Below are 11710 nucleotides of genomic sequence, written 5' to 3' on the forward strand. Positions count from 1 at the left end.
GATCCCGTCACGGGGTGTAGCGAGCGAGTTCCGGGGCAGCGGGAAGAGAAACGGCGTGAGCCGCGCATGAGGCGCGCGGAACGGGGCAGACGAACAGGCACCCCCCACGGGAAGTCAGGTTGCTTCGGTAACCCCCGTACGGCGGCCGCCCTCGTCCCACCTCTCCTGGACGGGCGGCCGCCACCTCGTGCCGGCGACCGCCGCCGACCGCCGTCGTCCGGTCACTCTGTGGGACGGGCCACAGGGTCCGGGCGGTGCGTGATCCCGGATGCGCGATAGCCTGACCGGTGGATCTCTCTTGACGCCAAGAGATCGATCATCCGTACCTTTGATCGATCATCGCGGCGGCACACGGTCACGAACCGGACGAGCGGTCCAGCTCCCCGGGGCAGGGACGCCCCACCGCCAGCTGTCATACGGAGAACGCCATGACCCGCACTCCCGTGAACGTCACCGTCACCGGCGCGGCCGGCCAGATCGGTTACGCCCTGCTCTTCCGCATCGCCTCCGGCCAGCTGCTCGGCGCGGACGTGCCGGTCAAGCTGCGCCTGCTGGAGATCACCCCGGCGCTCAAGGCCGCCGAGGGCACGGCCATGGAGCTGGACGACTGCGCGTTCCCGCTCCTTCAGGGCATCGACATCACCGACGACCCGAACGTCGCCTTCGACGGCACGAACGTCGCCCTCCTCGTCGGCGCCCGGCCGCGGACGAAGGGCATGGAGCGCGGTGACCTCCTGGAGGCCAACGGCGGCATCTTCAAGCCGCAGGGCAAGGCCATCAACGACCACGCGGCGGACGACGTCAAGGTGCTGGTCGTCGGCAACCCGGCGAACACCAACGCGCTGATCGCCCAGGCCGCCGCCCCGGACGTACCGGCCGAGCGCTTCACCGCGATGACCCGGCTGGACCACAACCGCGCGCTGACCCAGCTCGCGAAGAAGACGGGCACCACGGTCGCCGACATCAAGCGGCTGACCATCTGGGGCAACCACTCCGCCACCCAGTACCCGGACATCTTCCACGCCACGGTCGCCGGCAAGAACGCCGCCGAGGTCGTCAACGACGAGAAGTGGCTGGCCGAGGACTTCATCCCGACCGTCGCCAAGCGCGGCGCGGCCATCATCGAGGCCCGCGGCGCCTCGTCGGCCGCCTCCGCCGCCAACGCGGCCATCGACCACGTGTACACCTGGGTCAACGGCACCGCCGAGGGCGACTGGGTCTCCATGGGCATCCCGTCGGACGGCTCCTACGGCGTCCCGGAGGGCCTCATCTCCTCCTTCCCGGTCACCGTCAAGGACGGCACGTACGAGATCGTGCAGGGCCTGGAGATCAACGAGTTCTCCCGCACCCGCATCGACGCCTCCGTCAAGGAGCTGGAGGAGGAGCGCGAGGCGGTCCGCTCCCTCGGCCTCATCTGAACCGCGCCCGGGCTCTTGCCTGAGCTCTGAGCCCTCGCCCGGGACTGATCCGCAGTCACGGTCGCACGCGACGGCCCGTGTTCGTCACGAGCCGACACGGGCCCCGTTCCGGAATCCTCCGGGACGGGGCCCGTGGCCGTTCGCGCGCCGCGCCCGGGCGGGAGCGGCTCAGGCCGCGCCCCGTCCGGCACGCCGCCGTGCGCCCGGCCCCGCACTGCGTCCCGGACGCCGCTCTCGTCCGCCGTCCCGGCCGTAGCCGGTGACCACCGCCGCCGTCGCCGCCAGGACCAGCAGGGCGACGACGCGCAGGGCGGGCGCCATGCCGTCGGCCAGGGCGTGGGCGCCCTGGTGGGCGGACAGGACCGTGCCGGTGACGGCGACGCCCAGGGCCGCGCCGACTTCGCGGGCGGAGGTGCCGAGGCCCGAGCCGAGCCCCGCCTGGTGCGGCGGGAGCGAGGTGACCACGCCGACGGTGAGCGCGGGCATGCTGAGTCCGGTGCCCGCGGAGATCACCAGCAGCCAGCAGGCGTACAGCGCGTACGGCGTGCCCGCGTCGGCGGTGGACGCGCCGAGCAGCCCGAGGCCGATCAGCGCTAGCCCGCCGCCGATCACCGGGCGCGGCCGGTCCGACCAGCGGGCGGCCAGCCTGGGCACCAGCGCCATGCCGACGGTGAGCGGCACGATCGCCACTCCGGTGAGGGCGGCGCCGTAGCCCTTGATCCCTTGCGGATACTGCGAGTTGACGTAGAAGAGGGCGAACAGGCCGAAGAAGCCGGTGGCCGTGCCGAGGGTGGCGGCGCGCAGCCGGGGCCGGGCGAAGACCCGGGGGTCGAACAGCGGGGCGGGCGAGCGCAGGGCGTGCCGGGCGAAGAGGGCGACGAGCAGCGCGCCGACCGCGAACGCGGCGACGATCCGGGGCGAGCCCCAGCCGTACGCGGGTCCCTCGATGATGCCGGACAGCGCGGCGACCAGGCCCGCGGTGAGGAGCACGGTGCCCAGCGGGTCGGGGTTGCCGAGGGCCGCCCGCGCGGTGCGGGGCACGGCGAGGGCGACGGCCGCGGCGAGTGCGGCGGCCAGCGGCACCATCACCGCGAACAGGGCGCGCCAGGACAGGTACTGGCCGACCAGCCCGCCGCCGAGGTTGCCCGCCAGCCCGCCGAGGCCGATGGCCAGGGTCCAGGAGGCCAGCGCGCGGGCGCGGTGCTGGGGGGTGGTGAGGTGCACCAGGATCGACACCGTGGCCGGGGTGATCAGTGCGGCGCCCGCTCCGGACAGGCCCCGGCCCGCGATGAGCAGCGCGGGTCCGGTGGCGAGCGCGCTGGTGGCGGCGCCCGCGGCGAACAGGGCGAGTCCGGCGAGCAGAGCGCCCTTGCGGCCGTGCCGGTCACCGAGCGCCCCGGCCGGGATGAGCAGCCCGGCGAAGGCGATGACGTAGGCGTCGACCGTCCACAGGACGGCGCTGTGCGTCAGGTGCAGTGACGACGAAGTGAGCTGCGGGATCAGCAGGTTGATGGCGGCGACCATGCTCTGGGCGACCAGGACGCAGGCGCACAGGGTGAGCAGCGTGGCGCGCCTCAGTGCACTCACCGGGGCGCCGGCGCCCCGGGCCGCGCTCCCGCTCGCGCTCCCCGCCGCGCTTCCGGCGGCGCCCCCGCCGGGTTCGTCGCCGGGTGCGCGGGCGGCGGCGGCCGGGCCGTCGGGGGCCCCGGCGGGGGAGGCGCGGACACGGGAGTCCGCGGGCAGGCCGGAGTTGCGGGCGGGCGAAGGCATGGCTCCTCCAGGGAGACCGGTGTGGTGGGGGATGCCCTGCCACCGTAGGCTCGGAGGTGACCTGCACTCCAGTGCAATCTCGGCAAGGGAAAGATGCGCGTGACGCAATCCATGGACCCGGGCGGGCGCGGACCCGCCGCGGCCCCCACCGGGATCGACCTCAATCTGCTGCTCGCCCTCGACGTCCTCCTGGAGGAGCAGAGCGTGCAGGGAGCCGCCCGGCGGCTGCACCTGTCCGAACCGGCCATGAGCCGCACCCTCGGCCGCATCCGCAAGGCGCTGGGCGATCCGGTGCTGGTGCGCGCGGGCCGGCGCATGGTGCCGACCCCGCACGCGCTGGCCGTGCGCGCCGAGGTGAGCGCGGTGGTGGAGCGCGCCCGCGCCCTGTTCACACCGGGCCGTGACGCCGATCTGCGCACCGTGACCCGCACGTTCTCGGTGCTGTGCCACGACGCCGTCCCCGCCTCCTGCGGTGCGGCCCTGTTCGCGCGGGCGGCCCGGGAGGCGCCCGGCATCCGTATCCGGTTCCTCGGCGAGAGCCATGTGGACGCGCCGTTCCTGCGGCAGGGCACCGCCGACCTGGAGGTCGGGGTGATCGACTCGACCTCGCCCGAGGTGCGCACCGAGCACCTGTACGAGGACCGGATGGTCGGCGTCGTACGGGCCGGACACCCGCTGCTCACCGGTGAGATGACGCCCGAGCGGTACGCCGCGGCCGAGCATCTGTCCGTCTCGCGGCGCGGCCGGCTGCACGGCCCCGTCGACACGGCCCTCGCCGGACTCGGCCTGACCCGGCGGGTGGTGGGCGCCGTCGGGACCTTCCCGGCCGCGCTGTTCGTCCTGCGCGACAGCGATCTGGTGGGGCTGATCACGGCGTGGGGGCTGCCGCTGGCCGCCGCGCTGGGGCTGGTCACCTTCGATGTGCCGCTGGACCTGCCCGTGCTCGGGATGGGGCTGGCCTGGCATCCGCGCCACGACGCCGATCCGGCGCACGCCTGGCTGCGGCAGTGCTTCCGGGAGACGCTGGCCCAGTGGTCCCGTTCCCGAAGCGGATGAACCCCCGTGCCACCCGCCGCGCAACGGGGCCACCGGACCACCGGGTCCTGCCCCGCGACCGGCCCCTGCGCGCCGACCGCCCCGGGCCGGGGCCGCCGGGGCACCCGGCCCCGGGACGTGCCGCCCGCCCGGGGGCTCAGCCCCTCACGCCTGCCGGCCCCCCGGCGGCACCCGGCGGCTGACCATCAGCCGGTTCCAGCTGTTGATGGCGGTGATCAGCGCGATGAGATGGGCCAGTTCCGCCTCGTCGAACAGCTTGGCGGCCGTCCCGTACACCTCGTCCGGGACGAAGCCGTCGGTGAGCACGGTGACCGCCTCGGTCAGGGCGAGCGCGGCCCGCTCCCGCTCGGTGTAGCGGCCTTCGGCCTCCTCCCAGGCGTTCAGCAGCTCGATGCGGTCCTCCGACTCGCCGTGCTCACGGGCGAGCCGCAGATGCATGTCCAGGCAGAAGGCGCAGTGGTTGACCTGCGAGGCCCGGATCATGACCAGCTCGGCGAGGACCGGGTCGCCGAGCCCCTTCTTGGCGGCCGCGCCGACCGCCCGCATCGCCTGGAAGACCTTCTGGTCCAGCAGCTGCGAACGGCTCACGCGTGCCGCCCCGGCCGGTAGTGGCCCGGCGTCATCCGGGTGGTCACGCCGAACCGGTTCCAGGCGTTGATCACCGTGATCGCGGCGATCAGCTGGGCCAGCTCGGCTTCCTCGAACAGGCCGGCGGCCCGGTCGTAGACCTCGTCGGGGACGAAGCCGTCGGTCAGGACGGTGATCGCCTCGGTCAGCTCGATCGCGGCCAGTTCCTTCTCCGTGTAGAAGTGCCGCGACTCCTCCCAGGCGCTGAGCTGCACGATCCGCTCCACGCTCTCACCGGCCGCGAGGGCGTCCTTGGTGTGCATGTCGAGGCAGAACGCGCAGTGGTTGAGCTGCGAGGCGCGGATCTTGACCAGTTCGTACAGCCGCTCGTCCAGGCCCTGCTTGGCGGCGGTGTCCAGCCGGATCATCGCCTTGTAGACCTCGGGGGCGTGCCTGGCCCACTCCAGCCGCGGCGCCCGCTCGGGCGCGTACCCGGCCGTCCTCGCCGTCGTGTTCGCCGTGGTGTCCGGTGCCGTGTTCGGTGTCTTGTTCGTCGTGGTCACGCACTCGACCCTAGGCACGAAGCATCCCAGGAGTATGGTCCATTTCCATGGTGGAAACGTGGGCCACTCTGGGCGTCGACCTGCACCTGGAACCGACCGGACCGGGCGTGCGGCGCGGACTGACCGACGCGCTGCGCGAGGCCGTGCGCACCGGCCGGCTGGCTCCCGGCACCCGGCTGCCGTCCTCCCGTGCCCTCGCCCTCGACCTGGGCGTCGCCCGCAACACGGTCGCCGACGCCTACGCCGATCTGGTCGCCGAGGGCTGGCTCACCGCCCGCCAGGGCTCGGGCACACGGGTCGCCACGACGGTGCCCGCCGCGCCGTTCACCCAGGCCCCGCCCGCCGGCCCGGCGCACCCGGCCCGCACGCAGCCGCGCCCCCGCCACGACCTGCGCCCCGGCACCCCCGACCTGGGCTCCTTCCCGCGCGCCGCCTGGCTCCGCGCCGCCCGCCGGGCCGTGACCACGGCCCCGAACCAGGCCCTCGGCTACGGCGACCCGCGCGGCCTGCCGGAACTGCGCGCCGCCCTCGCCGGCTACCTCGCCCGCGCCCGCGGCGTGCGCACCGACCCGGACCACGTGCTCATCTGCGCGGGGTTCGCGCACGGACTGCGCATCCTCGCCGAGGTGCTGCGCCGCCGCGGGGCCTCCACCGTGGCCGTCGACTCCTACGGTCTGGACGTGCACTGGAACCTGCTGGCCCGGGCCGGACTGCGCACCCGGCCGCTGCCCTTCGACACACAGGGCACCGTCACCGCCGGCCTCGGGGACGCGGGGGCGGTCCTGCTCACGCCGTCGCACCAGTTCCCCCTCGGGGTGCCGCTCGGACCGGACCGGCGCGCCACCGTCATCGACTGGGCCCGGCGCACCGGCGGCCTGGTCCTGGAGGACGACTACGACGGCGAGTTCCGCTACGACCGCCAGCCGGTCGGCGCGCTCCAGGGCCTCGCGCCCGACCAGGTCGTCTACCTCGGCACGGCGAGCAAGTCCCTGGCGCCCGGGCTGCGGCTCGCGTGGATGGCGCTGCCGCCGTCCCTCGCCCGGGAGGCCGCCGAGGCCAAGGGCGCCACCGAGACCTGCGGGGTGCTGGACCAGCTGACACTCGCTGAGTTCCTGACCTCCGGCGCCTACGACCGGCATGTGCGCGCGGCCCGGCTGCGTTACCGGAGGCGCCGGGACGCCCTCGTCGCGGCGCTCGCCGCCCATGCCCCCCACATCCGCGCCACCGGGATCGCGGCCGGTCTGCACGCCGTCCTGCCGCTGCCGTCCGGCACCGAGCCGACGGTGGTCCGGGCGGCGGCCTGGCAGGGCCTCGCGCTCTACGGCCTCGCCCGCTTCCGCCACGAACTGGCCGGTGCGGGCGCCCCGGACGACGCCCTGGTCGTCGGCTACGGCACCCCACCGGACCACGGCTGGCCGGCGGCCCTGGACGCCCTGTGCCGGGTCCTGCCGTGACCGTCCCCGGCCGTACACCGCGTCACCGCACCCCAGCGCGACGCACCGCCCCGCCGCACGCCCCTCGCCACGCCGCACCCGTCCACGCGCCGGCACCCGGCCGCCCGCCGCCCCGTCGCGTGCTCCTCACCGCAAGCCGCGCCCCCTCACCCCGGTTCGCCGCGTCCCCTCACCGCGAGCCCCCCACCGGTGTCTCCGGCGTCCTTCCCGCCGGAGTCCCCTCCGCCGGGGCCTCACCGAACCGGGCCAAGGCCAGCGCACCGGCGACCGCCACCGCGAAACCGAGCACCGCCAGCCAGGCCAGGCCGTCGCGGGTGCGGTCGCCGAGCCAGACCACGCCGGCCGCCGCCGGGCCGAGCGTCTCGCCGAGGACCATGCCCGCGGTCGCCGTCGTCACCGAGCCGCGCTGCAGGGCCGAGGTCAGCAGCAGGAACGCCGCGCCGCCGCCCAGCACCAGCGCGTACGCCGCCGGATTGGCGAACAGCTTCACCGGGCTGACCGAGTCCACCAGCCGTACCGTCACCTCGACCACGCCGAAACCGAACCCGGCGCCCAGCCCCAGCAGCAGCGCCCGGCCCCGCTCCGGGAGGCGCCCGGCGACCGCGCCGAGCGCCAGCACGGCCAGCGCGGCGGCCAGCATCGCCCACCGCAGCGCCGCCGAGCCGTCCTCGTGCCCCTCGGCGCCCGAGGCCAGCCCCAGCATGGCCAGACCGGCGCAGACCACGCCCACCGCCGCCCACTCCGTGCCGCTCAGCCGCACCCGCAGCAGCCGTGCGGCGGCCACCGCCGTCACCGCGAGGCTGGACGCCAGGGCGGCGCCGACCGCGTAGATCGGCAGCGAGCGCAGCGCCACGATCTGGAGCAGGAAGCCGAGCCCGTCCAGGGCCAGGCCCGCCAGGTACCGCCACTGCCGCAGGGCCCGCAGCAGCAGCGCCGCGTCCCCGCCCGAACCCCCCTCGGCGCCGGCCGCGGCCCGGGCGGCGACCGCCTGGAGGACCGTCGCCGTACCGAAACACACCGCCGCGCCGAGCGCGCACACCATTCCCAAGAGCACCCGGCGACTCTAAGCGCTGCGCTCACCCCGCTCCCGCCCCGCGGCCCGGATCGGGCCTGAACCGGTACCCCCTGGGCATGCGCATGCCGGAGTCCTTAGGCTGGCGGTCGGAAACCGGCCACCCACCCGTGACCGGCGAACGGCACACCATCGACTGCAACGGGGAGAGACGGACATGGCGGACGCACGGCGACAACTTCGGTCGGCGACGGTGGTGCTCGGCGGCATGGGCCTGCTCGCGACGGCGCTCAGCGCCTGCTCCTCCGACCCGGACAAGCGGTGCGTCGACCGCAGCAGCTACACCATGGCCAAGGGCTACAAGGTCGTCTCGGACAAGTACTGCAAGTCCACCGGCACCGGCAAGACCTCCGTCAACGGCGTCTGGTACTACGGCGGCAAGAAGAAGAGCGGCTGGGTCAGCGGCGGCTCCCTCACCAAGCCCCGCAAGGGTTCGAGCAGTTCGGGCGGGTCCGGGGGCGGCCACGGCGGCGTGGACCGGGGCGGCTTCGGCGGCGGCCACGGCAAGTCCGGCGGCTGACGCCCGCGATGGAGCGCCGTACGATCGCGCCCCGGCCCGGCTGGCAGCAGACGGTCGAGGCCCAGGGGCTCATCTACCCCCTCACCCGGTACCCCGACGACTCCCTGCGCCCCTACTGGGACGAGAGCGCGTACTACGTCTTCTCGCTGCCCGAGGTCGAGGCGCTGGAGGAGACCGTCGGGGAACTGCACCGCATGTGCCTGGCGGCGGCCGACCACATCGTCACCGCCGGCCGCTTCGCCGACCTCGGCATCACCGACCCGCAGGTCGCCGGGGCGGTCGCCGAGTCCTGGCACCGCCGCGCAGAACTCCCCTCCGTCTACGGAAGGTTCGACCTGCGCTACGACGGCACGGGCCCGGCCAGGATGCTGGAGTACAACGCCGACACCCCCACCTCGCTGGTGGAGGCGGCCTCGCCGCAGTGGTTCTGGATGGAGGATCGCTTCCCCGGCGCCGACCAGTGGAACTCCCTGCACGAACGCCTCGTCGCCGCCTGGCGGAAGCAGGCCCACCTGCTCCCGCCGGGCAGCCCGCTGCACTTCGCGCACTCCGCCGACGACGAACTCGGCGAGGACCTGATGACGGTCGCCTACCTCAAGGAGACCGCCGAGCAGGCCGGGCTCGCCACCGACTGGATCTCCATGGAGGAGATCGGCTGGGACCCGCTGTCCGGCCGGTTCGTCGACAACGGCCTGCGTTTCATCCGGGCGATCTTCAAGCTCTACCCCTGGGAGTGGCTGACCACCGACCGTTTCGCCGACCACGTCCTGGACACCCTCGACAACGGCGGCGGCACCGGCTCCACCCTGTGGATCGAGCCCGCCTGGAAGATGCTGCTCAGCAACAAGGCGCTGCTGGCGATCCTGTGGGAGCTGTACCCGGGCCACCCCAACCTGCTCCCCGCCTACCTGGACGGCCCGCGCGACCTGGCGGCCGGCCCCGGCTACGTCGCCAAGCCGCTGCTCGGCCGGGAGGGAGCGGGAGTGACCGTGCACGAGCCGGGTGCCGACCCGGCCGTGCGCGACGAGCCCTGCTGCTACCAGGCCCTCGCCCCGCTGCCGTCCTTCGACGGCAACCACGTCGTCCTCGGCGCCTGGGTCGTCGGGGACGAGTCCGCCGGGCTCGGCATCCGCGAGTCGTCCGGTCTGATCACCGACGAGTACGCGCGCTTCCTCCCGCACGTCATCCTCTGAGTCCAGCGGTCCTCTCAGATCCTGCGAGGGGCGGTCTCCCGCCGGGAGACCGCCCCTCCCCAGCCTTTGAGGCTTCCGCTAGCCACTACGCGCCCACACCTGTCCAGGCCTGGCGGAAAGTACCGGAAAGTCTCAAAGGGCGGCTCAATGAAACAATGGAAGCCGTAGCCGGCGGAGGTCGCCGGACCCGACCCCGCCCGAGGGGAGACGAGGGGAGACGAGGGACGTGAGGTTCCTGCTGGAGATCGCCGTGGACGACACGCGGCCCGCCGAGGAGAAGGCGGCCGAGCTGGGCCGGATCCTGCGCTACTGGGGCGGCAACCTGCACCACTACGCCCTGGAGCCCGGCGACGGCTCGGCGGTGTACGACTCCGCCTCCCGGGAGGTCGGCCGGTGGCGCCTGACCGGGGACGACGGCGCCTGAGCAGCGCTCGCATGGTGGACGGCCGCACCGGGCGGCGCGCGGCGCCCGGTAGGCTGGCGGCGGGCCGTGACTGGCGCGCTGGACCCCGACCAGGGGTCCGAGGATGGGACGGACCATCGGGGAGCGGCCCGGCGAGTGAACTGTGCCGTGCGCCTGGGCCGTACCGTGAACGCCGAACGCCACGTCCGGAGGTCCTAGAGATGTCTGCGCCCCTCTCCACCGAGTCCACCGCCTTCCGCGCCGCACTCGACGTGATCCGCGCCGTCGAACCGGGCGTCGCCGACGCCATCGGCCAGGAGGTCGCCGACCAGCGCGAGATGCTCAAGCTGATCGCCTCGGAGAACTACGCCTCCCCGGCCACCCTCCTCGCGATGGGCAACTGGTTCAGCGACAAGTACGCCGAGGGCACCGTCGGCCGCCGCTTCTACGCCGGCTGCCGCAACGTCGACACCGTCGAGTCGCTGGCCGCCGAGCACGCCAAGGAGCTGTTCGGCGCCCGCCACGCCTACGTCCAGCCGCACTCCGGCATCGACGCCAACCTCGTCGCCTTCTGGGCCGTCCTCGCCGACCGCGTCGAGGCGCCGTTCCTGCAGAAGACCGGCGTCCGCCAGATCAACGACCTCTCCGAGGCCGACTGGGCCGAGCTGCGCCAGGCGTTCGGCAACCAGCGCATGCTCGGCATGTCCCTGGACGCCGGCGGCCACCTCACCCACGGCTTCCGCCCGAACATCTCAGGAAAGATGTTCGACCAGCGCTCCTACGGCACCGACCCGGCCACCGGCCTGATCGACTACGACGCGCTGCGCGCCCAGGCGCGTGAGTTCAAGCCGCTGATCCTCGTGGCGGGCTACTCGGCGTACCCCCGGCTGGTGAACTTCCGGATCATGCGCGAGATCGCCGACGAGGTCGGCGCCACGCTGATGGTCGACATGGCGCACTTCGCGGGCCTGGTCGCCGGCAAGGTCCTCACCGGCGACTTCGACCCGGTGCCGCACGCGCAGATCGTCACCACCACCACCCACAAGTCGCTGCGCGGCCCGCGCGGCGGCATGGTGCTGTGCGACGACTCGCTCAAGGACCAGGTCGACCGGGGCTGCCCGATGGTGCTCGGCGGCCCGCTGCCGCACGTCATGGCCGCCAAGGCCGTCGCCCTGGCCGAGGCCCGGCAGCCCGCCTTCCAGGACTACGCCCAGCGGATCGTGGACAACTCCCGCGCGCTCGCCGAGGGACTGATGCGCCGTGGCGCCACCCTGGTCACGGGCGGCACGGACAACCACCTCAACCTGATCGACGTGGCCTCCTCCTACGGCCTCACCGGCCGCCAGGCCGAGGCCGCGCTGCTGGACTCCGGCATCGTCACCAACCGCAACGCCATCCCGGCCGACCCGAACGGCGCCTGGTACACCTCCGGCATCCGCGTCGGCACCCCGGCCCTGACCACGCGCGGCCTCGGCACCGCCGAGATGGACGAGGTGGCCGGCCTCATCGACCGCGTCCTGACCACCACCGAGCCCGGCACCACCAGCAAGGGCGCGCCGTCCAAGGCGCAGCACGTCCTCGACCCGAAGATCGCGGACGAGATCTCCCAGCGGGCCACGGACCTGGTCGCCGCGTTCCCGCTCTACCCGGAGATCGACCTCGGCTGAGCCCCCGGCCTCCTCGGCGATCGACCG

General features: G+C 74.1%; 11 protein-coding genes. 7 read left to right on the forward strand and 4 right to left on the reverse strand.

Annotation, left to right across the window (positions count from 1 at the left end):
- The first annotated feature begins 428 nt into the window (after positions 1 to 428).
- Positions 429 to 1418 (forward strand): malate dehydrogenase, encoded by a 990-nt coding sequence (locus AB0N63_RS11850; RefSeq protein WP_365527436.1) that lies wholly within the window; start codon positions 429 to 431, stop codon positions 1416 to 1418.
- Positions 1419 to 1586: 168 nt separating this feature from the next.
- On the opposite strand, the gene AB0N63_RS11855 is transcribed toward AB0N63_RS11850, so the two are convergent.
- Complete coding sequence (locus AB0N63_RS11855; protein ID WP_365527439.1) at positions 1587 to 3188, reverse strand: MFS transporter; 1602 nt, start codon at positions 3186 to 3188, stop codon at positions 1587 to 1589.
- 93 nt (positions 3189 to 3281) lie between these two features.
- On the opposite strand from AB0N63_RS11855, the gene AB0N63_RS11860 reads away from it, so the two are divergent.
- On the forward strand, positions 3282 to 4244 hold the full coding sequence (locus tag AB0N63_RS11860; protein ID WP_365527442.1) for a LysR family transcriptional regulator: 963 nt from the start codon (positions 3282 to 3284) through the stop codon (positions 4242 to 4244).
- A gap of 144 nt (positions 4245 to 4388) precedes the next feature.
- Here AB0N63_RS11860 and AB0N63_RS11865 read toward each other — a convergent pair whose 3' ends face one another.
- Together AB0N63_RS11865 and AB0N63_RS11870 are read right to left on the reverse strand one after the other, a co-directional pair.
- A complete protein-coding gene (locus tag AB0N63_RS11865; protein WP_365527445.1) occupies positions 4389 to 4832 on the reverse strand; it encodes a carboxymuconolactone decarboxylase family protein in 444 nt (147 codons plus the stop codon).
- Complete coding sequence (locus AB0N63_RS11870; protein ID WP_365527617.1) at positions 4829 to 5278, reverse strand: carboxymuconolactone decarboxylase family protein; 450 nt, start codon at positions 5276 to 5278, stop codon at positions 4829 to 4831. Before AB0N63_RS11870 ends, AB0N63_RS11865 begins: the two co-directional genes overlap by 4 nt.
- Before the next feature lie 143 nt (positions 5279 to 5421).
- Between AB0N63_RS11870 and AB0N63_RS11875 the strand changes: the two genes are divergently transcribed.
- The gene (locus tag AB0N63_RS11875) at positions 5422 to 6828 is read left to right on the forward strand and encodes a PLP-dependent aminotransferase family protein (RefSeq protein ID WP_365527448.1); all 1407 of its coding nucleotides are present in this window, start codon (positions 5422 to 5424) and stop codon (positions 6826 to 6828) included.
- A 169-nt stretch (positions 6829 to 6997) separates the two neighbouring features.
- On the opposite strand, the gene AB0N63_RS11880 is transcribed toward AB0N63_RS11875, so the two are convergent.
- Positions 6998 to 7870, reverse strand: coding sequence for a hypothetical protein (locus AB0N63_RS11880; protein ID WP_365527619.1), 873 nt, complete (start codon positions 7868 to 7870; stop codon positions 6998 to 7000).
- Positions 7871 to 8057: 187 nt separating this feature from the next.
- On the opposite strand from AB0N63_RS11880, the gene AB0N63_RS11885 reads away from it, so the two are divergent.
- The 4 genes from AB0N63_RS11885 to AB0N63_RS11900 all read left to right on the forward strand — a co-directional run bounded on the left by AB0N63_RS11885 (position 8058) and on the right by AB0N63_RS11900 (position 11683).
- A complete protein-coding gene (locus AB0N63_RS11885; RefSeq protein ID WP_365527451.1) occupies positions 8058 to 8420 on the forward strand; it encodes a hypothetical protein in 363 nt (120 codons plus the stop codon).
- Positions 8421 to 8428: 8 nt separating this feature from the next.
- Positions 8429 to 9613: a glutathionylspermidine synthase family protein gene (locus AB0N63_RS11890; protein ID WP_365527453.1), complete on the forward strand. Its 1185-nt coding sequence runs from the start codon at positions 8429 to 8431 to the stop codon at positions 9611 to 9613.
- A gap of 226 nt (positions 9614 to 9839) precedes the next feature.
- On the forward strand, positions 9840 to 10037 hold the full coding sequence (locus AB0N63_RS11895) for a hypothetical protein (RefSeq protein ID WP_365527456.1): 198 nt from the start codon (positions 9840 to 9842) through the stop codon (positions 10035 to 10037).
- 200 nt (positions 10038 to 10237) lie between these two features.
- Complete coding sequence (locus tag AB0N63_RS11900; protein WP_365527458.1) at positions 10238 to 11683, forward strand: glycine hydroxymethyltransferase; 1446 nt, start codon at positions 10238 to 10240, stop codon at positions 11681 to 11683.
- The last annotated feature ends 27 nt before the right edge of the window (positions 11684 to 11710 follow it).

The organism is Streptomyces sp. NPDC093260 (assembly GCF_040683715.1).
In the GTDB taxonomy this organism is placed as follows: Bacteria; Actinomycetota; Actinomycetes; order Streptomycetales; family Streptomycetaceae; genus Streptomyces; species Streptomyces sennicomposti.

Excerpts from the sequence above, each read along its gene's own strand:
- AB0N63_RS11885 (WP_365527451.1), top strand. The coding sequence starts at position 8,058 with ATGGCGGACGCACGGCGACAACTTCGGTCGGCGACGGTGGTGCTCGGC.
- AB0N63_RS11880 (WP_365527619.1), bottom strand. The coding sequence starts at position 7,870 with ATGGTGTGCGCGCTCGGCGCGGCGGTGTGTTTCGGTACGGCGACGGTC.
- AB0N63_RS11850 (WP_365527436.1), top strand. The coding sequence starts at position 429 with ATGACCCGCACTCCCGTGAACGTCACCGTCACCGGCGCGGCCGGCCAG.
- AB0N63_RS11860 (WP_365527442.1), top strand. The coding sequence starts at position 3,282 with ATGCGCGTGACGCAATCCATGGACCCGGGCGGGCGCGGACCCGCCGCG.
- AB0N63_RS11900 (WP_365527458.1), top strand. The coding sequence starts at position 10,238 with ATGTCTGCGCCCCTCTCCACCGAGTCCACCGCCTTCCGCGCCGCACTC.
- AB0N63_RS11875 (WP_365527448.1), top strand. The coding sequence starts at position 5,422 with ATGGTGGAAACGTGGGCCACTCTGGGCGTCGACCTGCACCTGGAACCG.
- AB0N63_RS11855 (WP_365527439.1), bottom strand. The coding sequence starts at position 3,188 with ATGCCTTCGCCCGCCCGCAACTCCGGCCTGCCCGCGGACTCCCGTGTC.
- AB0N63_RS11890 (WP_365527453.1), top strand. The coding sequence starts at position 8,429 with ATGGAGCGCCGTACGATCGCGCCCCGGCCCGGCTGGCAGCAGACGGTC.